This is a genomic window from Streptomyces sp. NPDC051217 (assembly GCF_044455465.1).
Lineage (GTDB): Bacteria > Actinomycetota > Actinomycetes > Streptomycetales > Streptomycetaceae > Streptomyces.
In genome coordinates, this window is the sequence record NZ_JBITEV010000001.1 from 553399 (window position 1) to 575142 (window position 21744).

Here is a 21744-nt window from a genome sequence, read left to right on the forward strand (position 1 = left end):
GCTGTCTCACTGCGCCGCCTTCCTGGCCAGATCCGCGGCGGCGGGAGTGGCCTCGCCGCCCTTGTACGTCACGCGCCACAGCGCGGACTTCGCGTCGGAGGTGAAGAAGCCACGTCCGTAGTCGAGCACGTAGAGCGAGCCGTCCGGGGCGAACTTCCAGTCCATGAGGTTGCGGATGCCGCTCTCACCGACGGGAATGATCTCCTTCAACGACTCCGCGTGCACGGGCAGTCCGCCCTTGCCCGCGGTCTTGGGGTCGAGTTCCACCGCGTGGCGCGGCTGGGTCTGGTCGTAGAAGTCACCCACGAACCACTTGCCGTCCCAGTACGACGGCCACGCCTCGGCGCTCGCGTTCTCCGCGTCGAACCGGTAGAGGGGACCGTTCATGGTCGCCTGGCCACCGCCCTTGAGCCACGGGAGGAGGTAGGTGGCTTCCGCCGCCTTGTAGCTCGGGATTCCGTTCGCGTCACGCGGGTAGTCCGGCGCGCCGCCCTGGGGCGAGTACCAGATGGTGTTCCCGGTGATCGGCGGGATGTTGACGAGACCGTCGTTGTTCGGGGACTCGTTCTTCGGCGCGTCGCAGTTGTACCAGCCCAGCGGCTTCGTCGGGTCCGGCAGATTGCGGTCGCGGTAGGGCTGCTTGTTGCCCATGCAGTACGGCCAGCCCTGGTTGCCCGCCTTGGTGATGGCGGCGAAGGTGTCGTACTTGGCCGGGCCCCAGGTGGTGCTCGGGGCACCCGCGTCGGGGCCGACCCAGCCCGCGTACAGGGTGTCGGTCTTCTTGTCGACGGAGATACGTGCCGGGTTGCGCACACCCATCACATAGATCTCGCCGCGGGTCTTGCCGCCGCCCTCGGCGGTCTCCTCACCGGTGAAGAGGTTGCCCGTGGGCAGGGTGTACGTGCCGTCGTCCTCGGGGTGGATCCGCAGGATCTTCCCGTTGAGGTTGTTGGTGTTGCCGGCCGTACGGCGCGCGTCCGCGAAGGAGACGCCCTTGTAGTTCGGCTGCGGGTTGTTGCCCGAGTAACCGTCGCTGAACTGCGAGGAGTTGTTGTCCCCGGTCGCGATGTAGAGGTTGCCCTTGGAGTCCCACGCCATGCCGCCGCCCGCGTGGCAGCAGCTGTTGATCTGCACCGGCCAGCCCAGCAGCTTCTTCTCGCTGGCGAGGTCGAGCTTGTTGGTCGCGAGGTCCAGCGTGAACCGGGAGACACGGCGCTCGGCCATCCGGGTGTCACGGTTGATCCCCGAGTGGGGTGTGTAGTGCAGATACACCCAGCCGTTGGTCATGAAGTCGGGGTCCAGCTCGATGCCGAGCAGGCCCTCCTCGTTCTTGACCAGCTCGTCGCCGCCGCCCTTGTTGCCGAAGATGGTCAGGCCGCCGGCCTTGGTGACCTTCTTGGTCTTCGGGTCGTAGACGTGGATCTGGCCCTCGCCCTTGCCGATGTCCGGGTTCGCCCAGTCGGTCACGACGGGCTGGGTGTTGTCGCCGCCACCGCGGCCGATGTAGAAGACGCGGCCGTCGGGCGCGACGACGGTGCCGTGCGGCTCGCCGATCTGGTCCGACTCGCCCGGCTTGTTGGGCTGGGTGACGCGCTCCGCCGTGTAGTTGGAGGTGATCGTCGCCTTGCAGTCGGCCCGCGAGATGCGCGTGGTCCACTGGAGGGCTCCGCGCAGGTGGTCGCGGAAGTCGGTCTCGGCGTACGAGTCGACGGTGGCGCCCATGCCGGTGTAGAAGGAACGGCCGCCGTCGTAGTCACGGCACCAGGAGATCGGGTGGTCCGCGCCGTTGGCGCCCTCACCCGGCTTGTAGGTGCTCTCCCGGAGGCGGGCGACGGTGTGCACGTCGCCGGTCGGGTTCTGGTCCCAGTTGAACCACTTGTCGGAGCGCTTCCACTCCAGCGGCAGGTTCTTGGTCGCGGGGTGCTGGCGGTCGCCGATCTCGACGGTCGCGCGCTGGACGGTGTCCGGGCTCGCGTCGTCGGGACGGGCACCGATCAGTCCGGTGAACCACTCCGAGTACGGCTCGGTGCGCGCCGCGTCCCGGATACCGAGGAAGCCTCCGCCGGCTTCGACGAAGGCTTCAAGTCCTGCCTCCTGCTCGGGATCCAGCACATCGCCGCCGCCTGTAAGGAAGACGACGGCGTTGTACTTGCCGAGCTTGGTGGCGTTGGTGAAGACCGAACCGTCACCGTTGGTCTCGGTCTTGAACCGCTGCGCGGCCGGGCCGGTCAGGCCGATCTTCTCGATGGCCTCGATTCCGGCGTTCACGATCGGGGACTCTTCCGACGTCGAGCCGTGGAAGACGAGTACCTTCACGTTCTTACCGCCGGGCGGCGAAGGAAGGGACAACGTTGTCGACGGCGGCTCAGGGTACGGACCCGCCATGGCGTTTCCGCCTAGCAGAGTCGCGGCCATGGTGCCGGCCACCACGGCCGCGGCCATTGCGCGCCGGGATCTTGACCGGCGATGTGGTACGCGCTGCATGTGTTCACCCACCCATCTTTGGTCACAGCAACAGGCGTGAAGCTAGACCTCTTTCGGTGGCGAGCCAAGAGGTATCACCAGAATGGAACTAACTTTGTCCTGAGTGTGGATAAACGAAGATCCCCGAGCTACCGTGTGGCCGTCCCGGGGCTTCACTGTGTCCCGACAGTCTCAGCACCGCATGTGGGGAGTTCGGCATGGCGATGGACAGACGGAGTTTCAACCGGCGCCTCATGGCCGGCGGCGCGGTTGCGGCAACTGGCGTGACATCGTTGTCCGTTGCCTCGGCCTCTTCGGCCGCCCCCGCGCCGACCGCGGCCGCGGCGGGCCCGAAGCGGGCACCCGCCGGCGGCAAGGTGCACCATCTCACGATGGTGGCCGAGCGGTTGGGCACGGGGAAGATCGGCTACGGCTTCGAGAAGGGCAAGGCGACTGTCCCCGGCCCGCTCATCGACATCGTCGAGGGCGACACCGTCCACATCGAGTTCACCAATCTCACGGACGTGGACGCGAGCCTGCATGTGCACGGTGTCGACTACGACATCGCGAACGACGGCACCCGTATGAACAAGAGTCACGTTCCGCCGGGCGGCAAGCGCACCTACACCTGGCGCACGCACAAGCCGGGCAAGCGCGCCGACGGCACGTACCGCGAGGGCAGCGCCGGCTACTGGCACTACCACGACCATGTCGTCGGCACCGACCACGGCACGGGCGGGATCAGGCAGGGCCTCTACGGTGGTGTCGTGGTCCGCCGGGAGGGTGACATCCTCCCGGACAAGCAGTTCACGATCGTCTTCAACGACATGCAGATCAACAATCTGCCGGGTGCCGAGAGCCCCAACTTCGAGGCCACGGTCGGCGAGCGTCTCGAAGTCATCATGATCACGCACGGCGAGTTCTACCACACGTTCCACATCCACGGTCACCGCTGGGCCGACAACAGGACCGGCCTGCTCAGCGGCGCCGGTGACACCAGCCGGATCATCGACAACAAGATCACCGGACCGGCGGACTCCTTCGGGCTCCAGATCATCGCGGGCGAGGGCGTCGGCGCGGGCGCGTGGATGTACCACTGCCACGTACAGAGTCACTCCGACCAGGGCATGGCGGGCCTGTTCCTGATCGCCAAGCCGGACGGCACGGTTCCCGGGTACGAGCCGCACCACCCGGCGTCGGCGAAGAACGCGAAGGGCGCGAGCGCGCAGGGCGGCGCCGCGCAGGGTGCGCACGCGGGTCACTGACGCACGGACTGTCACCGGGCGCCGGACGGGCTGATCATCGGCCTGTCCGGCGCGGCCTGTCCGGCGCGGCCGAAGAGCGGCGGGCATACGGGCATACGGGCGTACGTTCGGGCCCCTGGGCGCGGCGTCGAGCCTCTTGATCGCGCTCTCCCGTCGTACACATGCGCGGGGCCCCGATAGGTAGCAGACTCGGGAGTGGAAGCGTACGGGGGGTCTCTCAGAGGAGCCATGATGCTCACCACCCGTTATGTGCAAGGTTCACCGAACTGGGCAGATCTCGCCACGCCCGACATCGAGGGTGCGAAGTCCTTCTACGGAGGCGTTCTCGGCTGGGACCACGTGTCGGCCGGTCCCGAATACGGCGGCTACGGCATGTTCCAGCTGAACGGGAAGACGGTCGCGGGGGCCATGCAGCTCCCCGCCGAGCAGGCGCCGCCCTCCTGGACCCTCTACCTCCAGACCTCCGACGCCGACGCCACCGCCACCGCGGTGAAGGACAACGGCGGCACGGTCGTCAACGAGCCGATGTCCGTCAAGGACCTCGGCCGGATGACGATGTGCGCCGACCCGGCCGGGGCGGACTTCGCCACCTGGCAACCGGGGACGAACAGCGGCCTGGAGGCCGTCGACGGTCCGGGCAGTCTCTGCTGGGCCGAGCTCACCACTCCGGACAAGGACGCCGCCACCGGCTTCTACGGCTCCGTCTTCGGCTGGGAGACGAGCACCACGCCGATGCCTGGAGGCGGTGGCGAGTACACGATGGTCCACCCCGCCGGCAAAGGCCCGGACGGCATGTTCGCCGGGATCGTCCCCTCGGAGGCCGACCCGACCCCCGACACGACGGGGCCGAACTGGCTCCTGTACTTCGGTACGGCCGACTGCGATGCTGCGGTGGCGAGTTCGGACCGGCTGGGCGGCACGACCGTCCAGGAGCCCACGGACATCGAGGGCGTCGGCCGTTTCGCCGTGGTGAACGACCCGTACGGCGCTCGCCTCGCGTTCATGCAGGGTTTCGCGCAGGACGCGTGAACGACAGGGGCCGGAAATCGCCCCTCCGACGGCCCTCATCAGGTCGTTGATCGAATGTTTATGGCCACCAGGCAGCGTGTGCGCCATGCAGATCGATGCAATGAAAACCCTCACCGGCATCACCGGGCGCACGGGACAGGAACTCGCCTGGCAGGAGAATGCCCTGTGCGCCCAGACAGGGCCCGAGTTCTTCTTCCCGGCCCCCGGCTCGTCCACCCGCGAGGCCAAGCAGCTCTGCGGTGCCTGTGAGGGGCGGCGCGCGTGTCTTGAATATGCCCTGGACAACGACGAGCGCTTCGGCGTGTGGGGCGGGCTGTCGGAGAAGGAGCGCGAGCGGCTGCGCCGCGGCGGTTCGGCCGGCACCGGAGCCGGTCCGGCCGCGTCCGGGACCGCCTGACCCACGCCTGACCCACGCCCGAGCCGGAACGTCAGATCGTCGGCACGGTCACCGGAAAAACGTCGTCGCCGCCTCCGCCGAACGGGACGGAGACGGCGACGACGAGGGGTGCGCCGGTGAGGAAGAGACGGGTGACAGCCTTCGGGCCGTACGCCCTACGCCGTACGGGGCGTACGAGGCCCGGTCCCGGCACCCGCGGGGAGCTCCGCCTCGCGCTGACCGTCGCCGGATCAGCCCAGCGACCCGCGCGGGATCAGCCGGCGGCGCGCGCGGCCATCCGCGCCTTGCGGGCGGCGAGCTTCTCGTCGAACTTGCTCGCCTCCGTGTCCAGCCCGCCCATGTACATGCCCAGCTCTTCCTGCGCCTTGAGCCCCTCGGGGCCCAGCCCGTCGATGTCGAGCACCTTCAGATAGCGCAGCACCGGCTGGAGCACGTCGTCGTGGTGGATGCGCATGTTGTAGATCTCGCCGATCGCCATCTGCGCGGCGGCGCGCTCGAAGCCCGGCATACCGTGCCCCGGCATCCGGAAGTCCACGACCACGTCACGCACCGACTGCATGGTGAGGTCCGGGGCGATCTGGAAGGCCGCGCCGAGCAGGTTGCGGTAGAAGACCATGTGCAGGTTCTCGTCGGTGGCGATACGCGCCAGCATCCGGTCGCAGACCGGGTCACCCGACTGGTGGCCGGTGTTGCGGTGCGACACGCGGGTCGCCAGCTCCTGGAAGGCGACATACGCGACGGAGTGCAGCATCGAGTGCCGGTTGTCCGAGGTGAAGCCCTCCGACATGTGCGCCATCCGGAACTGCTCCAGCTTGTCCGGGTCGACGGCGCGCGACGCGAGCAGATAGTCGCGCAACACGATGCCGTGCCGGCCCTCCTCGGCGGTCCAGCGGTGCACCCAGGTGCCCCACGCGCCGTCGCGGCCGAAGAGGCTGGCGATCTCGTGGTGGTAGCTGGGGAGGTTGTCCTCGGTCAGCAGGTTCACCACGAGGGCGACCTTGCCGAGGTCGGTCACCTTGGACTGCTGCGGCTCCCAGGCCGTGCCGTCCTCGAAGAGACCGGGGAAGTTGCGCGCGTCGGACCAGGGCACGTACTCGTGCGGCATCCAGTCCTTGGCGACCTTGAGATGGCGGTTGAGTTCTTTCTCCACCACCTCTTCCAGCGCGTACAGCAACCGGGCGTCGGTCCACGCCTCCGAACTGCCGGGATGGGGAGAGGTGAGTGTCACGGATGCTCCTGGGGACGGGAGTGGTACCTACGGGTTCGTAGGTTACGTGACCGTAGGTTAAGGGTGCGGTAAGCCGGGAGCCAAGACCGGATCCGCGATGCCCGCTTACATGTGGTTATGCGCGCAGGTCGCGGAGCCGTACCGAGAGACAGGTCACGCATCCTTCGAGTTTCTCGAACTCGCCGATGTCGACCCGAACGGGCTCAAGACCGAGATCCGCGAACAGTTCGGCGCTGCGTGCCGCGCTCGCCGCCATGAGCACCTTCTCGCCACCGAGCAGCACCACATGCGACCCCGCCTCCTCGGGCACGGACAGGAAGCGCGGGAAGAGCGACGGCTCGTCGACGAGTGGCGCGTAACCGATCACGGTCCCGTCCGGCAGCGCGGTCACCGCCGATTTCAGGTGCAGCACCTTGCTCACCGGAACGGCGACGACCCGCGCGCCCAGCGGTTCGAACGAGGCGCGCACCTGGCGTACGCCCTCCTCGTTCGTGCGCCCGCCCTGCCCCACGTACACCGTGTCGCCGACCTTGAGCACATCGCCGCCGTCGAGTGTGCCCGGCTCCCGGACCCGTTCGACCGAACAGCCGAGCGCGGTGAGCGCCTCCTCCACGGCCGAGGTCTCCGGCCGGCGCGACTCGGCACCCGAACGGGCCATCAGCGCGACGTTCCCGAACACCACCACGGTGTCCTCGACGAACACCGCGTCCGGGCAGTCGTCGGCGGGCGCCGCCTCCGTCGTCTCCCAGCCGTGCGCCCGCAGGGCGTCCGTGTACGACTCCCACTGCGCGAGGGCCCGTTCGGCGTCGACGGGCGTGCGCTCCAGATGGGTCACCAGACCCTCGGTGAGACGCGGGCCGGGGCGTCGGACCAGGGCTTTCCTGCTGGGCAAGGGGCTCCTCCGGGTGGGTGTCGCGGGCGGGTCCGGCGGGTCCTCGGATCGACGACCCACCCACGCTACGTCAGCCCACGATCACCGGCGAGACCCCGTTGCCGGCGCGACGCCGTCACACCCCGAGATCCTGCCGGAGGTACTCGGCGGTGAACGACTTGGGATGGCGCAGCAGTTCGGCGGGCGTCCCTCGAAGACGATCTCGCCGTCGTGCTTCCCGCCGTCCGGCCCGAGGTCGATCACCCAGTCCGCGCGCTTGACCGCATCCATGTTGTGCTCGACGCGGATCACCGTGTTCCCCGCGTCCACCAGCCGGTCGAGCAGCGCCGGCAGGGTGCCCACGTCCGCCATGTGCAGCCCGGTGGTCGGCTCGTCCAGGACGTACACGGTGCCCGTACGGTGCAGTTGTGTCGCCAGCTTGATGCTTCCCCTCGCTGCGCTGGGGAGGCCCCATGGCGCTCCCCGCCCGACAGGGAACTCAGCGGCTGGCCGAGCGTCAGATACGTCAGCCCCACCTCGTTCAGGGTCCGCAGCTTGCGCAGCATGGTCCTGTCGCCGCCGAACTCCTCGAAGAACAAGGTCGCCTGAGCGGCCGTCATGTCCAGTACGTCGGCGACGGACCTGCCGCCCACCCGGAGCGCCAGTACGCCGTCGTTGAACCGCCGCCCCTCGCACACATGGCAGACCGTCGTCACCGGGTCCATGAACGCGAGGTCGGTGTAGATGATCCCGCGCCCCGCGCACGCGGCGCAGGCGCCCGACGAGTTGAAGCTGAAGAGCCCCGGCTCGACGCCGTTCTCCTTCGCGTACACCTTGCGGATGGTGTCCATGGCGCCGAGGTACGACACCGGGGTGGAGCGCGAGGAGGCCGTGATCGAGCCCTGGTCGATGACGATCGCGTCCGGATGGGCGGCGGTGAAGACCTGGGAGACCAGCGTCGACTTGCCCGACCCCGCGACGCCGGTCACGGCCGTCAGCACCCCGGCGGGGAAGCGTATCTCGACGCCCTTCGGATTGTGCAACGCGGCTCCCCGCACCGGCAGTTGGCCGGTGGGGGAGCGGAAGCCGTCCTTGACGGGGGTACGGACTCACGGGATGCCGGCCGGTGAGGGTCCCGGCCTGCCGCAGCCGCTCGACCGTCCCCTCGAACACCACCTGCCCGCCGTCCGCGCCGGGGCCCCATGTCGACGACATGGTCCGCGATCGCCACCACATCCGGGTCGTGCTCCACCACCAGCACCGTGTTGCCCCGGTCGCGCCGCCGCCGCCGCAGCAGATCGTTCAGCCGTCCCACGTCACGCGGGTGCAGGCCCCACGCTCGGCTCGTCGAAGACGAAGGTCAGCCGCGTCAGTGAACTCCCCAGATGCCGCACCATCTTGAGCCGCTGCCCCTCACCGCCGGAGAGCGTGGTCGTCTCCCGGTCCAGACTCAGATAGCCGCTGCGGCAGGAAGCGCGTCGGCACCAGCGCCTCGGCCTCGCCCGCGACCGGCGCCAGTTCCCCGGCGACCGTCCGCAGCAGCGTCGTCTTGCCCGCCCCGTTCCGGCCGACCAGCGCGATCCGCTCCGGGCCGTGGATTGCGAACTCGCCCCCGGCCCGCGCTCCGTACCGCAGCTCCAGCTCGCGCAGGCGCTGCACGCCCATGCCGGGATGGACCTCGGTGGCGGGCAGCTCGATCCGGATCTCGTCGTCGTCGCGTACCGCCTCCACCGCCTCGTCGAGCCGTTCCCTGGCCTGCGCGAGCTTCGTGGTGTGCATGGTGCCGTGCTTGCCTGCCGAGACCTGCGCCTGGCGGGAGGGACAGCAGGGATGTTTATGATTCGCCTATGAATACGGAATCTCACACCTATGTACTGGTCCCGGGTGCCTGGCATGGTGGCTGGGTCTGGCGGCCCGTTGCCGAGCGGCTGCGAGCGGCAGGACACCGGGCCGTGTGTCTGACCCTGCCTGGCCTGGGCGACGGCGACGACCCGACGGGTCTGCGACTCGGTGACGCGGTTGATCACGTAGTGCGCGAAGTCGAACGTTTGAACCTTCGCAGTGTGACCCTGGTGGGTCATAGCTGGGGCGGCTACCCGATGACCGGTGCGGCTCACCGGTTGCGGGGCACGGTTTCGAATGTCATCTACTACAGCGCGTTCGTGCCGAGGCAGGGGGTGTCGCTGGCCGAGGAGAATCCCGATGGCGGAGCGTTCCTGCGTGGTTTGATAGACGAATCGCCGGATCAGGCTATTCATCCCAATCTCGGATATGTCCAGGGCATCTTCATGCAGGGTGCGGACGAGGGGGCTCAGCGTCTGGTGGCGGATCTCCTGACTCCGCAGCCTGGTGACTACATGCTGGATGCGCTCGATGTGCCTAGCGTGACCGAGATCGGCATTTCCGCTCGGTACATCCTCAGCGGAGAGGACCAGGCGCTTCCGCGGCCGGGTAGCGAGTTCGCAGCGCGTCTCGGACTTGAACCGGTCATGGTTCCTGGGCCCCACGACGGAATGCTGACCCACCCGGACGAGGTGGCGAAGGCGATCCTGAACGGTTGAGTGCCGGACAGGTCACTCGCTGCCGGGCTCGTTGGGCCGGGTGAGGCCTGCGCATTATGGTGCGGTGATCTGTTGAGAGGTCGTTTTCGTCCAGGGCTGGGGGCTCCTTGCGGCCTTGGGCTCGAACGGCGGTGATTTCACCCGTCTTTAGTCGCTGGGGATAGCGAATCCGGGACAGCCCGGCTCCGGCGGTGGCAGAGTGGGACCGGAGTCGGGATCTCGGTGACGTGATGGGCAACACGGTGGGCACCGTGTTGAAGATGATCATTACACACCACGGGCCCCGGGGGGATCAGCCATGACCATCCCCGGGGCCGGTAGAGGTTCACGCTGTCTGTGCGTTCTCACTTTTCCTGCGGTAGGTAGAGGGCTCTGAACTGCAGTGCCGCAGATAGTTGAGATGCCTCTTCTTGCTACTCGTGGTGCGGTTGATCTGGGCCGCAACAAGTTGGGTGAGAAGACCGCAGGCAGTGAGAACCCTACTGCGGTGATGAAAGCGTCTTGCCGAGGCGCGGAACAGCTGGTTCTTCACCAAGGGCACGAGCTGTCCGGCATAGCCGGAGTCGGCCCAGGCGATGGTGATCTCGGGGTGCATCAGCCGCAGCCGGATCAGGATTTCTTTGGCGGCATCGCGGTCGGTCATATCGGCTGGGGTGACCATGACGAACAGCGGCAGGCCCTTGGTGTCCACAACCAGGTGCCGCTTGCGGTCGTTGATTTTCTTCGCGCCGTCGTAACCGCGGGAGTCACGGCCGACCGTGTCGGCGGCCTTGACCGACTGGGAGTCGATCACCGTGGCGACCGCGCCGGGAGAGCGGCCCATCTCGCGGCGGATGCGCTTGCGGAGCTGGTCACGGATCTGCCCGACGACGCCGGCGGCAGCCCAGCGGGCCATGAATCCGTAACACGTGCGCCAGGGCGGGAAGTCCTCGGGCAAAGCGCGCCACTTGCATCCGGTGTCCACGACGTACCGGATCGCGTCCACGATCTCCCGGCGGGGGTGTTTCTCGGGCCGGCCGCCGGTCGGGGTGTCGCAGGCCGGGACCGGCAGCAGGGGCTCGATCAGCGCCCACTCCTCGTTCCACAGAACCCGGGATCGAAAACAGGCACTCACGCTTGGTGTCCCACATCCTCTGTCCGTAGCGCTTGCGCCGGGCCAACTTGACCTGGGCGTCGGCCAGTTCGCGTTTCTGCCGCTGCACATCACCCTCGGCGACGCGCACCATCCGCTCGGCGGCCTCCTGTTCGACGGCGAGGGCTTCCTCGTAGGCGGAGAAGTTCCCGCCGTACCAGGTGACCTCGCCGTCCCGCAGGTCGGCGATCCGGTCGACCAGATCGAGGAGTTCACGGTCGTGGCTGACCACGACCAGCAGCCCGGACCAGGCGGCGACGGCCTCATGGAGCCGCCTGCGCGCGTACAGGTCCAGATTGTTCGTCGGCTCGTCGAGCAGCAGCACCGAGGGGCGGGCCAGCAGCAGCGCCGCCAGCCGCAGCAGGACACACTCGCCGCCCGACACCTCGCCGATGGTCCGGTCGAGGCCGGCATGGCCGAGTCCGAGCTGGTCGAGGGTGGCGCGCGCCCGTTCCTCGACGTCCCAGTCGTCGCCGATCACGGCGAAGTTCTCCTCGTTCGCGTCGCCCGCCTCGACGGCGAGCAGTGCGGCGCGGGTGCCGGCGATGCCGAGCGCCTGGTCGACGCGGAGACCGGTGTCGAGCACGGCGTTCTGCGGGAGATGGCCGATCTCGCCCACCGCGCCCGTCCTGCCGCCGGTGGGGGTGAGTTCGCCCGCGATCAGCTTCAACAGGGTTGATTTCCCTGCCCCGTTGACGCCGACCAGACCGGTCCTGCCGGGTCCGACGGCCAGTTGGAAGTCCTCGAACACGATTGACCCGTCGGGCCAGGCGAAGGAGAGCGCGGAGCAGGTGATCTGGGGGGAAGCAGACATACGGGTCTCCTGGCTGCTGCGAAGGGATGCGAGGCAACGGTGGGAGACACCGGCGTGGGGCACCGGGGAGGGACGGCTCGACAGCCGAGGTCGCACGCGGTGCGCGCAGACAGAGAGCTGCGCGGCACGGTGTCTCAGGACCTCAGAAGAGCAACGTCCTACTCCGTTCGGTGACAACAGGACTGCTGTGCACCGTACGAGGGGGGCGGGGAGCAACGTGTTTTTACGGGGCCCGGCGTCGGGGGAGGGGAGGGCTCGGCGGCGGATCAGCAGGCGTCGCGCAGCAGCTCGGCGACGTCGTGGTCCAGATCGAGATACAGATGCTCGCGGCCGACCGGAACGACACCCAGGGAGCGGTCGAGGAAGCGCCGTACCTCCGAGGTGCGGACATGGACCATCGCGACGCCTTCGGGGGCATGGAATTCGAGGACCGTACGGTCGTAGCCGAACGGCCGCACCCGTACGTCACCGAGCCCGGCCGGTTCGTCCATCCCGACGGTCAGCAACTCCCGCGAGAACGCCCAGGAAACCTCCGTTCCCTCCAGCGTCGCCGTGGGCGGGAACGCCATCCGTACGGCGAAGGGATCCTCGCCGTCGTAGCGCAGGGTCGCGGGAACGGTCTCCAGCTGTGGCGCCGAGGCGACCAGCCGGGCTTGCAGGGCCTGCTCGATGACGGTGGACAAGGCCAGCTCCCCTTCGCACGGCTCGGGCGGATGAGTGTCTTCCGCTACAGGGAAAGACGACGCAACGCGCTGAAGAGTGCTCGGTGAACGGCGTGACCTACGTCACCGTTTTTCCTACTCGCGGGTTGGTCCCCACGGCACCGCCCGGCTCGGGACGAAATCGGTCGCGGCCACTCGCGGCACTACGCCTGGCGCACCATGATGACGTTTCCGACACCCGCCGACGAGGCCGAAGCCAGGGCGATCCAGGACGAGTTGCGCGAACTGGTCGTGCTCGACGAAGCGGGCCCGGAGGCCGGGACGGGGCTGGTGACCGGGGTCGACGTCGCGTACGACGACGACCGCGACATCGTCGTCGCCGCTGCCGTCGTCCTCGACGCGGCCACCCTCGCCGTCGTGGACGAGGCCACCGCTGTCGGCCGGGTCGCCTTCCCCTACGTACCGGGCCTGCTCGCCTTCCGCGAGATCCCGACCGTCCTCGCGGCCCTCGACGCCCTGACGTCGGACCCGGGACTGGTCGTCTGCGACGGTTACGGCCGCGCCCACCCCCGCCGGTTCGGACTCGCCAGCCATCTCGGGGTGCTGACAGGGCTGCCGGTGATCGGTGTCGCCAAGAACCCCTTCACCTTCTCCTACGAGCAACCCGGCACCCGGCGCGGCGAGTTCACGCAGCTGCTGGCCGACGACGGTGAGGAGGTGGGCCGGGCGCTGCGTACGCGGGACGGGGTGAAGCCCGTCTTCGTCTCCGTCGGCCACCGCACCGGTCTGGACACCGCCTGCGCGCACACCCTGCGCCTCGCCCCCGACTTCCGTCTCCCGGAGACGACCCGCCGGGCGGACACGCTCTGCCGTCGGGCACTGCGCGAGGCCGTGGAGGCGACCGACGGAGCCGGGGACCCGGAGGCGACGCGCGGAAATTGATCCGGCGCGGAGCGATGAGTTTCGCGCGCCGCCGGGGTCTGCCCGTCGGAGGGGTACAAGCGCGGCGGCCCGTGCTGGGGGCGGGCCGCCGCGTTCCCGCGCCTGGAGCGGACGGGTCAGTGTGAGTGCGCGACCCGGAAGACCATCCCGGCGGACCGCAGACGTGCCAGCAGCGCGTCACCCATCGCGGCGGCCGTGGTGACCTGCCCCGCCGTCCGGGGAAGGTCGTCGAAGGCCAGGCTCAGCGCCGTCTCGGCGAGCATCTTCGCCGTCTCGTCGTAGCCCGGGTCGCCGCCCGTGACCTCGGTGAACACCCGGCGCCCCCCGCCCTCGCCCACGAAACGCGCCGTGAACCAACTGCTGCTCCTGCGTGCCTCGCCGGGCCCGGTACCCGGCGCGAAGCGGTCCATCAGGGCGCGCCGGACCGCCGGTATCCGCGCCAGCGCGGCGCCCGTCCCCGCCGCCATCGTGCCGCCCAGCGCGACCGGCAGCGTCTTGACGCCGGCGAAGTGGCGGTAACGGAAGTCGGGGCCGTACCGGGGCAGCGCCGCCGCCGAGCGTGCCACCACCCGCGCGTCCAGCGTGGGCAGCGGCAGCGCCCAGAGGCCCGTCTCCTTGCTGAAGTGCGGCGTGCCCAGCGGCCCGACCGCCCGCCGTCCCACCAGCCGGGGCTCGTGCAGCCGGCGCTGTTTCGCGGCCTCCATGGTCTGCCGGCCGCGGCTCAGCACGTTCATGGCCGTGGCGAGGGTCCCGCCGGAGAAGAACGCGTTGGTGCGGACGAACCCGTCGATACGCAGCGGCACGTCCTCGGGCAGGTGCTTGACCGTGAAGTACGCGCCCAGATCGTGCGGTACGCAGTCGAACCCGCAGGCGTGCAGGAGCCGCGCCCCGGTCTGGCGGGCACGGTCCTCGTACGCGACATACATCCGGTCGACGAACTCCTGCTCCCCGGATACGTCCGCGTAGTCCGTCCCGGCTTCCGCGCAGGCGGCGACGAGGCCCTCGCCGTGCCAGAGGTACGGACCGACGGTCGTGGCGAGGACCTGGGTGGACTCGGCGAGTTCCCGTAGCGAGGCCGGGTCGGTGGAGTCGGCCACCAGCAGGGAGAGGTCCGCGCAGCGCGGCGCGAGCTTGGCCAGCCGGGTCCGCAGCCTCTCCAGCCTGGCCCGGTCGCGGCCGGCTATCGCCCATCGGCAGTTCTCCGGCGCGCTCAGGGCGAGATATTCGGCCGTGAGCGTTCCGACGAAGCCTGTCGCCCCGAAGAGCACTATGTCGTACGGGCGTTCTGCGCCGTTCTGCCTGTTCATCCAGTCCTCGCCGTTGCCGGGCCGCTGTCGGGGGCGAAGGCTAGCGCCTGGGGCGGTGGGCCGGGTGAGGGGGTGACCCGCATCGGCCACCACACGGGTGCGGGTGCCCGCGCGGGATGTCATTTCGTGGAAGTCTGCGACCATCGGAAAAGAACAAGCGCTTGCTCGCCGAGCGGCCCCGGCGGGGCTTGTGCGGAGTGGCGGGCGTTCCTAACATCATCGCTGTTACAGCGTTGGTGTCACACTGCTGGGGGCTCACCATGACAGCGACAGCGAACGGCCGCGGCGCCGACGGCCCGGCGGCGAACGGCCCGCTGGCCGGGGTGCGGGTGGTCGAGCTGGCCGGCATCGGGCCCGGCCCGTTCGCCGCCATGCAGCTGGCCGACCTCGGCGCCGACGTCGTACGGGTCGACCGGCCGGGCGGCGCCGGGCTCGGGATCGATCCGCGGTACGACCTGATGAACCGCAACAAACGCTCCGTACTCCTCGACCTCAAAACCGACGACGGACCCGCCCAGCTTCTCGACCTCGTCGAGCGCGCCGACGTCCTCATCGAGGGCTACCGGCCGGGGGTCGCGGAACGCCTCGGCATCGGCCCCGAGGAGTGCCTCGCCCGCAATCCCCGGCTGGTGTACGGCCGGATGACCGGCTGGGGCCAGGACGGCCCGCTCGCCCAGCGCGCCGGACACGACATCGACTACATCGCCGTCGCCGGCACCCTCTCCATGTTCGGCCGGGCCGACCAGCCGCCCACCGTCCCCGCCAACCTCGTCGGCGACTACGCGGGCGGCTCGCTCTACCTCGTCATCGGCGTCCTTGCCGCCCTCCAGCACGCCCGTACCCCCGGCGGGACCGGACAGGTCGTGGACGCGGCGATCGTCGACGGCGCCGCCCACCTGACCACGATGATCCACGCGATGACGGCGGCCGGCGGCTGGCAGGACCGGCGCGGGGCGAACCTGCTGGACGGGGGCGCCCCCTTCTACGGCAACTACGAGACGGCCGACGGCGAATACATGGCCGTCGGCGCGCTGGAGCAGCGGTTCTACAACGAGTTCATCGAGCTGCTCGGCATCAAGGACGACGTCCCCGCCCGCAAGGACTTCGCCCGCTGGGACGGACTGAAGGAGGCGATCACCGCCCGCTTCAAGGAGAAGACCCGCGCCGAGTGGACGGCCGTCTTCGAGGAGTCCGACGCCTGCGTGGCGCCCGTACTGTCGCTGCGCGAGGCCCCCGCCCACCCGCACCTCGTGGCCCGCGGCACCTTCATCGACCACGCGGGTATCACCCAGCCGGCCCCCGCGCCGCGTTTCTCGGCAACACCCACCTCCGTACGGAGCGCGCCCGCGCTGCCGGGGGCGGACGCCGAGGGGATCGCCGACGACTGGGACGTACCGAGCATCAGGACCAGCACCACCACCCTCAGCACCTCCAGCACCTCCAGCACCCCCAGCACCTCCAACGACTCCGAAAGGCCGCTGACTTGAGTACCGAAGCGTTCGTTTACGACGCGATCCGCACCCCGCGCGGTCGCGGCAAGGCCAACGGTGCCCTGCACGGCACCAAGCCGATCGATCTCGTCGTCGGTCTGATCCACGAGATCCGCGACCGGTTCCCCGGCCTAGACCCGGCGGCGATCGACGATGTCGTCCTCGGAGTCGTCAGCCCCCTCGGCGACCAGGGCTCCGACATCGCGCGGACCGCCGCCGTCGCCGCCGGACTGCCCGACACCGTCGCCGGCGTCCAGGAGAACCGCTTCTGCGCCTCCGGCCTCGAAGCCGTCAACCTGGCCGCCGCCAAGATCCGTTCGGGCTGGGAGGACCTGGTCCTGGCGGGCGGCGTCGAGTCGATGTCACGCGTCCCGATGGGCTCCGACGGCGGTGCCTGGGCGATGGACCCGATGACCAGCATCCGTACGGGCTTCGCCCCTCAGGGCATCGGCGCCGATCTGATCGCCACCATCGGCGGCTTCACCCGGCGCGACGTGGACGAGTTCGCCGCGCTGTCGCAGGAGCGCGCGGCGGCGGCCTGGAAGGACGGCCGGTTCGCCCGCTCCGTCGTACCCGTCGTCGACGTCAACGGACTCACCGTCCTTGACCACGACGAGCATCTGCGCCCCGGCACCACGGCCGACTCGCTCGCCGCGCTCAAGCCCTCCTTCGCGCAGATCGGCGAGCTCGGCGGATTCGACGCGGTGGCCCTCCAGAAGTACCACTGGGTCGAGAAGATCGACCACGTCCACCACGCGGGCAACTCCTCCGGCATCGTGGACGGCGCCTCCCTCGTCGCGATCGGCTCGAAGGAGACCGGCGAGCGCTACGGCATGAGGCCCCGCGCCCGTATCGTCTCGGCCGCCGTGTCCGGCTCCGAGCCGACGATCATGCTCACCGGGCCCGCGCCCGCCAGCCGCAAGGCACTCGCCAAGGCCGGACTGACCATCGACGACGTCGACCTCGTGGAGATCAACGAGGCGTTCGCCGCCGTCGTCCTGCGCTACGTCGCCGAGATGGGGCTCCCGCTGGACAAGGTCAACGTCAACGGCGGCGCCATCGCGCTCGGCCACCCGCTCGGCGCCACCGGCGCGATGATCCTCGGCACCCTCGTGGACGAACTGGAGCGCCAGGACAAGCGGTACGGCCTCGCCACGCTCTGCGTCGGCGGCGGCATGGGCGTCGCCACCATCGTCGAACGCGTCTGACCGTCCCCCTCCGCACGGGCCAACACCCCACGCACCTCTACGGAGCAGCAGCATGAGCGAGTCCACCACCATCCGCTGGGAGCAGGACGGGACAGGCGTCGTCACCCTCGTCCTCGACGACCCCGCCCAGTCGGCGAACACCATGAACCAGGCCTTCCGGACCTCCGTCGCCGCCGTCGCGGAACGCGCGGAGGCCGAGAAGGACAGCATCCGCGGCATCATCGTCACCTCCGCCAAGAAGACCTTCTTCGCCGGCGGAGACCTCAAGGACATGATCAAGATCGGTCCGGACGACGCCCAGCAGGCGTTCGACGCGGGCCTCGCCGTCAAGCGCGCCCTGCGCGCCATCGAGACACTCGGCAAGCCCGTCGTCGCGGCCATCAACGGCGCGGCCCTGGGCGGCGGTTACGAGATCGCCCTCGCCTGCCACCACCGGATCGCGCTCGACGCGCCGGGCTCGAAGATCGGCCTGCCCGAGGTCACCCTCGGCCTGCTGCCGGCGGGCGGCGGCGTCACCCGTACCGTACGGCTCCTCGGCATCGCCGACGCGCTGCTCAAGGTGCTGCTCCAGGGCACCCAGTACTCACCGCGCCGCGCGCTGGAGAACGGGCTCATCCACGAAGTCGCCGCCACCACCGAGGAGATGCTGGACCGGGCGCGCGCGTTCATCGACGCGCACCCCGAGTCGTCGCAGCCCTGGGACGTCAAGGGCTACAAGATCCCCGGCGGAACGCCGTCCAGCCCCCGCCTCGCCGCCAACCTCCCCGCCTTCCCCGCCAACCTCAAGAAGCAGACCGGCGGCGCGCCCTACCCCGCCCCCCGTAACATCCTGGCCGCCGCGGTCGAGGGCTCGCAGGTCGACTTCGAGACCGCGCAGGTCATCGAGGCCAGATACTTCACCGAGCTGGTCACCGGGCAGACCGCCAAGAACATGATCCAGGCGTTCTTCTTCGACCTCCAGGCGGTCAACTCGGGCGCCAGCCGCCCCCAGGGCATCGAGAAGCGCCCGGTGCGCAGGGTCGCCGTCCTCGGCGCCGGAATGATGGGCGCGGGCATCGCCTACTCCTGCGCCCGCGCCGGTATCGACGTCGTCCTCAAGGACGTCACGGCGGAGGCCGCGGCCAAGGGCAAGGCGTACTCGGAGAAGCTGCTGGCCAAGGCGGTCTCCCGGGGCCGTGCGAGCGAGGCCGACCGCGACGCGCTCCTGTCGCGGATCACCCCCACCGGCGAGGTGGCCGACCTCGCGGGCTGCGACGCCGTGATCGAGGCGGTCTTCGAGGACACCGCGCTCAAGCACAAGGTCTTCCGGGAGATCCAGGACGTGGTCGAGCCCGACGCGCTCCTGTGCTCCAACACCTCGACGCTGCCCATCACCGCCCTCGCCAACGGCGTCACCCGGCCCCTGGACTTCATCGGCCTGCACTTCTTCTCACCCGTCGACAAGATGCCGCTCGTGGAGATCATCAAGGGCGAGAAGACCGGCGACGAAGCGCTCGCGCGCGCCTTCGACCTGGTACGGCAGATCAAGAAGACGCCGATCGTCGTCAACGACTCCCGTGGCTTCTTCACCTCGCGCGTCATCGGGCAGTTCATCAACGAGGGCGTCGCGATGGTCGCCGAGGGCGTCGAGCCCGCATCCGTCGAGCAGGCGGCGGCGCAGGCCGGCTATCCGGCCAAGGTCCTCTCCCTGATGGACGAACTGACCCTCACCCTGCCGCGCAGGATCCGTGATGAGACACGGCGCGCGACCGAGGAGGCGGGCGGCACCTGGACCCCGCACCCCGCGGACGCGGTCATCGACCGCATGGTGGACGACTTCGGCCGCCCGGGACGCAGCGGCGGCGCCGGCTTTTACGACTACGCGGAGGACGGCAGCCGCGCCGGCCTCTGGCCGGGCCTGCGCGAGCACTTCACCAAGGCTGATGTGGACGTGCCGTTCACCGACCTGAAGGAGCGGATGCTCTTCTCCGAGGCGCTGGACTCAGTGCGCTGCCTGGAGGAGAACGTCCTGACGACGGTCGCCGACGCCAACATCGGCTCCATCATGGGCATCGGCTTTCCCGCCTGGACCGGCGGCGTTCTCCAGTACATCAACGGGTACGAGGGCGGCCTGCCCGGCTTCGTCGCGCGGGCGCGTGAACTGGCCGGGACGTACGGGGAGCGGTTCACGCCGCCCGCGTCGCTGGTGGCGAAGGCGGAGCGGGGCGAGACGTACCACGACGGCTGAACCCTCACGCGGGCCGCCTCACGCCTCCGTGAACGCGGCCCGCAGCTCCTCCTTGAGCGACCGCTGGAACGCGGTGACCAGCGCCTGCACGACCATCGGCCGCATATGTGCCGACAGCGACTTCATCGCGGCCACCCGCTGCGGATCCGGCTCGCTCTCCTCGTACGGATTCCACACCTCGTCCCGGAAGAGGCGCGACAGCTCGCGCGCGGCCGAGCGGGTGTGCTCCAGCAGGATCGTACGGGCGGCGAGGATCGTCTCGTGCGCGATCGGCACGTCCAGCAGCTCGACCCCGAGGCGCAGCAGCCCCGGATCGAGCCGGTAGTGGACGGGGGAGTCGGAGGAGTCGGCACGGGCCAGGACGCCCATCGCCGCGAGCCGGTCCACGTCCTCGTCGGTGAGTGCCCGCCCGGCGCGCCGCTCCAGCTCGGCCCGCGTCGCGTCCTCGGCCGAGTCGGGCGCCCAGGTCGCCACCAGCGCCCGGTGGATCGCCAGATCGTGCGCGCTCAAGTCCGGCGGCAGCTGCTCCAGATACCGCTCGATGGCGGCGAGGGTCATGCCCTGGTGCTGAAGCTCCTCGATGAGCGCGAGCCGTGAGAGGTGGTCCCGGCCGTAGTGGCCGACGCGGCGGAGGCCGATCACCGGGGGCGGCAGCAGACCACGGGTGCTGTAGAAGCGGATGGTGCGCACGGTGACCCCGGCGCGGGCGGCCAGCTCGTCGACGGTGAGCGTCGGCTCCTCGGGCGCTCCGTCGTCGGCGGTTCCGGTCGCTGCCCGGTTCTCCGATCCGGCCTCTGTGTCCATACCGACAGTATTGCTGTCTCACCGGTACTGCGAAAGAAAAGGCGGAGGACCCACGCCGCGTCGGGCGGAGACACCGATCTGAAGCGGCAGCTCACACAGTCCTGACGCCGCCCTGGGGGCGCGCTCACCGCATCACGCCTCCCCACCGGAGGGGGGCGTCATTCGAACAGACCGCGCGAGTGTCCCCGGCCGGTGGGGTACTGTGACCCGACCTACGCAGAGCTCGACCGAGGAGGTGGGACCCATTACCGCAGTGTCAGGCCGGGTGCTCCCCACTCACGGCCGCGCGGTCCGTCCGACAGGCTGAGACCGCGGGAGCGCCCGAGAAGCGCCCCGAAAGGTTTCCATGTCGGCAACACCCACCTCCCCGTTCTCCCCTTCCTCGCTGCCTTCCCTCACCGCCGTCGTCACCACGCTCCGCGCCGCAGGCTGCGTCTTCGCCGAGGACGAGGCACGGCTTCTGGTCTCCGCCGCGGAAACTCCCGCCGAGCTCACCGACATGGTGAGCCGCCGCGCCGCCGGACAGCCCCTGGAGCATGTCGTCGGCTGGGCCGAGTTCCACGGCCTGCGGATCGCCGTCGACACCGGTGTCTTCGTCCCCCGGCGCCGTACGGAATTCCTCGTGCGCCAGGCGACGGCCCTGATCCATCAGACCCCCGCCGGACGGCCCGTCGTCGTCGACCTCTGCTGTGGCTCCGGCGCGCTCGGCGCCGCGCTGCTCGCTACGGCGCATGCCCCCGTGGAGCTGTACGCCTCCGACATCGACCCGGCGGCCGTGGCCTGCGCCCGCCGCAACGTCGCCGCCGGCGGCACGGTCCTCGAAGGGGACCTCTTCGATCCGCTGCCGGACGACCTTCGGGGCCGTATCGACATCCTGCTCGCCAACGTGCCCTACGTACCGACCGAGGAGGTCCCCCTGCTGCCGTCCGAGGCGCGCGAGCACGAGCCGTTGGTGGCGCTCGACGGCGGCGCCGACGGGCTCGACGTCCTGCGGCGCGTGACGGCGCGGGCGCCCGACTGGCTGGCGCCCGGGGGCCATCTGCTGTTCGAGACCAGCGAACGCCAGGTGCCCGGCGCCGTCGGCACGGTCAGGGGCGCCGGACTCGCTCCCCGGGTCGTGACCTCCGAGGAGTGGGACGCCACGGTCATCGTCGCCCAGCTCCGGGGCGCCCGGCTGGGACCCGTGGCACTCACCCCGGACCCCCGGGGCCGCTAGGGCGTGCCCCCGCCGCCGTGGACCCCCGCCGACGTCACTCCGTCAAGACTCGAACGCAGAACCGCGTCGACCGACGCCCAACTGCCTTCTCTGTCAGCTCTATTGACACTCAGGTTTCAGGAGTTTTA

Annotated in this window: 16 protein-coding genes and 4 pseudogenes; 9 read left to right on the top strand and 11 right to left on the bottom strand. The window is 69.8% G+C overall.

The features are described 5' to 3' along the window. Positions 1–6: 6 nt before the first annotated feature. Positions 7–2484 carry a ThuA domain-containing protein gene (locus ACIBBB_RS02565; protein WP_398977915.1) on the bottom strand — a complete coding sequence of 826 codons (2478 nt, stop codon included), beginning with the start codon at positions 2482–2484 and terminating at the stop codon, positions 7–9. Between the two features lie 203 nt (positions 2485–2687). Between ACIBBB_RS02565 and ACIBBB_RS02570 the strand changes: the two genes are divergently transcribed. The 3 genes from ACIBBB_RS02570 (at position 2688) to ACIBBB_RS02580 (ending at position 5154) form a co-directional block, all read left to right on the top strand. Continuing rightward, positions 2688–3728, top strand: coding sequence for a multicopper oxidase domain-containing protein (locus ACIBBB_RS02570; protein ID WP_398978789.1), 1041 nt, complete (start codon positions 2688–2690; stop codon positions 3726–3728). A gap of 231 nt (positions 3729–3959) precedes the next feature. Then, positions 3960–4757, top strand: a complete 798-nt coding sequence (locus ACIBBB_RS02575) for a VOC family protein (protein WP_398977917.1) — start codon at positions 3960–3962, stop codon at positions 4755–4757. A gap of 85 nt (positions 4758–4842) precedes the next feature. Continuing rightward, a complete protein-coding gene (locus ACIBBB_RS02580) occupies positions 4843–5154 on the top strand; it encodes a WhiB family transcriptional regulator (RefSeq protein WP_398977918.1) in 312 nt (103 codons plus the stop codon). 31 nt (positions 5155–5185) lie between these two features. On the opposite strand, the gene ACIBBB_RS02585 is transcribed toward ACIBBB_RS02580, so the two are convergent. The 5 genes and pseudogenes from ACIBBB_RS02585 to ACIBBB_RS02605 form a co-directional block, all read right to left on the bottom strand. Then, entirely contained in the window at positions 5186–5347 is a 162-nt protein-coding gene (locus ACIBBB_RS02585; RefSeq protein ID WP_398977920.1) for a hypothetical protein, read from the bottom strand. Between the two features lie 60 nt (positions 5348–5407). Next, positions 5408–6382 (bottom strand): acyl-ACP desaturase, encoded by a 975-nt coding sequence (locus ACIBBB_RS02590; RefSeq protein ID WP_398977922.1) that lies wholly within the window; start codon positions 6380–6382, stop codon positions 5408–5410. A gap of 115 nt (positions 6383–6497) precedes the next feature. After that, complete coding sequence (gene ddaH, locus ACIBBB_RS02595; protein WP_398977924.1) at positions 6498–7274, bottom strand: dimethylargininase; 777 nt, start codon at positions 7272–7274, stop codon at positions 6498–6500. A gap of 115 nt (positions 7275–7389) precedes the next feature. Continuing rightward, positions 7390–8713, bottom strand: a pseudogene (locus ACIBBB_RS02600) (ATP-binding cassette domain-containing protein); the annotation flags it as partial. Beyond that, positions 8709–9068, bottom strand: a pseudogene (locus tag ACIBBB_RS02605) (ATP-binding cassette domain-containing protein); the annotation flags it as partial. The pseudogenes ACIBBB_RS02605 and ACIBBB_RS02600, both read right to left, overlap by 5 nt. Positions 9069–9100: 32 nt before the next feature. Between ACIBBB_RS02605 and ACIBBB_RS02610 the strand changes: the two are divergent. Next, the gene (locus tag ACIBBB_RS02610; RefSeq protein WP_398977926.1) at positions 9101–9814 is read left to right on the top strand and encodes an alpha/beta fold hydrolase; all 714 of its coding nucleotides are present in this window, start codon (positions 9101–9103) and stop codon (positions 9812–9814) included. A 517-nt stretch (positions 9815–10331) separates the two neighbouring features. On the opposite strand, the pseudogene ACIBBB_RS02615 reads toward ACIBBB_RS02610, so the two are convergent. The 3 genes and pseudogenes from ACIBBB_RS02615 to ACIBBB_RS02625 all read right to left on the bottom strand — a co-directional run. Next, positions 10332–10928, bottom strand: a pseudogene (locus ACIBBB_RS02615) (IS5 family transposase); the annotation flags it as partial. Continuing rightward, a pseudogene (locus tag ACIBBB_RS02620) lies at positions 10924–11760 on the bottom strand (ATP-binding cassette domain-containing protein); the annotation flags it as partial. The pseudogenes ACIBBB_RS02620 and ACIBBB_RS02615, both read right to left, overlap by 5 nt. Positions 11761–12026: 266 nt before the next feature. Continuing rightward, on the bottom strand, positions 12027–12443 hold the full coding sequence (locus tag ACIBBB_RS02625; protein WP_384317863.1) for an SsgA family sporulation/cell division regulator: 417 nt from the start codon (positions 12441–12443) through the stop codon (positions 12027–12029). Between the two features lie 198 nt (positions 12444–12641). On the opposite strand from ACIBBB_RS02625, the gene ACIBBB_RS02630 reads away from it, so the two are divergent. Continuing rightward, positions 12642–13364, top strand: a complete 723-nt coding sequence (locus ACIBBB_RS02630; RefSeq protein WP_398977928.1) for an endonuclease V — start codon at positions 12642–12644, stop codon at positions 13362–13364. A 116-nt stretch (positions 13365–13480) separates the two neighbouring features. Here the strand turns inward: ACIBBB_RS02630 and ACIBBB_RS02635 are convergent, their stop codons facing one another. Beyond that, on the bottom strand, positions 13481–14671 hold the full coding sequence (locus tag ACIBBB_RS02635; RefSeq protein ID WP_398977930.1) for a saccharopine dehydrogenase family protein: 1191 nt from the start codon (positions 14669–14671) through the stop codon (positions 13481–13483). Between the two features lie 260 nt (positions 14672–14931). On the opposite strand from ACIBBB_RS02635, the gene ACIBBB_RS02640 reads away from it, so the two are divergent. Genes ACIBBB_RS02640 through ACIBBB_RS02650 form a run of 3 tightly spaced genes read left to right on the top strand, consistent with a single transcriptional unit; the run spans position 14932 to position 19596 of the window. Continuing rightward, positions 14932–16158 (top strand): CaiB/BaiF CoA transferase family protein, encoded by a 1227-nt coding sequence (locus tag ACIBBB_RS02640; protein WP_398977932.1) that lies wholly within the window; start codon positions 14932–14934, stop codon positions 16156–16158. Beyond that, positions 16155–17369, top strand: coding sequence for an acetyl-CoA C-acetyltransferase (locus ACIBBB_RS02645; RefSeq protein WP_398977933.1), 1215 nt, complete (start codon positions 16155–16157; stop codon positions 17367–17369). Before ACIBBB_RS02640 ends, ACIBBB_RS02645 begins: the two co-directional genes overlap by 4 nt. A gap of 52 nt (positions 17370–17421) precedes the next feature. Next, positions 17422–19596, top strand: a complete 2175-nt coding sequence (locus tag ACIBBB_RS02650) for a 3-hydroxyacyl-CoA dehydrogenase NAD-binding domain-containing protein (RefSeq protein WP_398977936.1) — start codon at positions 17422–17424, stop codon at positions 19594–19596. Between the two features lie 18 nt (positions 19597–19614). Here ACIBBB_RS02650 and ACIBBB_RS02655 read toward each other — a convergent pair whose 3' ends face one another. After that, a complete protein-coding gene (locus tag ACIBBB_RS02655) occupies positions 19615–20400 on the bottom strand; it encodes a MerR family transcriptional regulator (RefSeq protein WP_398977938.1) in 786 nt (261 codons plus the stop codon). A gap of 346 nt (positions 20401–20746) precedes the next feature. On the opposite strand from ACIBBB_RS02655, the gene ACIBBB_RS02660 reads away from it, so the two are divergent. Beyond that, positions 20747–21616 (top strand): putative protein N(5)-glutamine methyltransferase, encoded by an 870-nt coding sequence (locus tag ACIBBB_RS02660; protein ID WP_398977940.1) that lies wholly within the window; start codon positions 20747–20749, stop codon positions 21614–21616. Positions 21617–21744 lie beyond the last annotated feature (128 nt).

Bases quoted from the DNA above. Each gene is read 5' to 3' on its own strand.
- ACIBBB_RS02565 (WP_398977915.1), bottom strand. From the start codon at position 2,484: ATGCAGCGCGTACCACATCGCCGGTCAAGATCCCGGCGCGCAATGGCC.
- ACIBBB_RS02570 (WP_398978789.1), top strand. From the start codon at position 2,688: ATGGACAGACGGAGTTTCAACCGGCGCCTCATGGCCGGCGGCGCGGTT.
- ACIBBB_RS02575 (WP_398977917.1), top strand. From the start codon at position 3,960: ATGCTCACCACCCGTTATGTGCAAGGTTCACCGAACTGGGCAGATCTC.
- ACIBBB_RS02580 (WP_398977918.1), top strand. From the start codon at position 4,843: ATGCAGATCGATGCAATGAAAACCCTCACCGGCATCACCGGGCGCACG.
- ACIBBB_RS02610 (WP_398977926.1), top strand. From the start codon at position 9,101: ATGAATACGGAATCTCACACCTATGTACTGGTCCCGGGTGCCTGGCAT.
- ACIBBB_RS02630 (WP_398977928.1), top strand. From the start codon at position 12,642: ATGATGACGTTTCCGACACCCGCCGACGAGGCCGAAGCCAGGGCGATC.
- ACIBBB_RS02635 (WP_398977930.1), bottom strand. From the start codon at position 14,671: ATGAACAGGCAGAACGGCGCAGAACGCCCGTACGACATAGTGCTCTTC.
- ACIBBB_RS02640 (WP_398977932.1), top strand. From the start codon at position 14,932: ATGACAGCGACAGCGAACGGCCGCGGCGCCGACGGCCCGGCGGCGAAC.
- ACIBBB_RS02650 (WP_398977936.1), top strand. From the start codon at position 17,422: ATGAGCGAGTCCACCACCATCCGCTGGGAGCAGGACGGGACAGGCGTC.
- ACIBBB_RS02655 (WP_398977938.1), bottom strand. From the start codon at position 20,400: ATGGACACAGAGGCCGGATCGGAGAACCGGGCAGCGACCGGAACCGCC.
- ACIBBB_RS02660 (WP_398977940.1), top strand. From the start codon at position 20,747: ATGTCGGCAACACCCACCTCCCCGTTCTCCCCTTCCTCGCTGCCTTCC.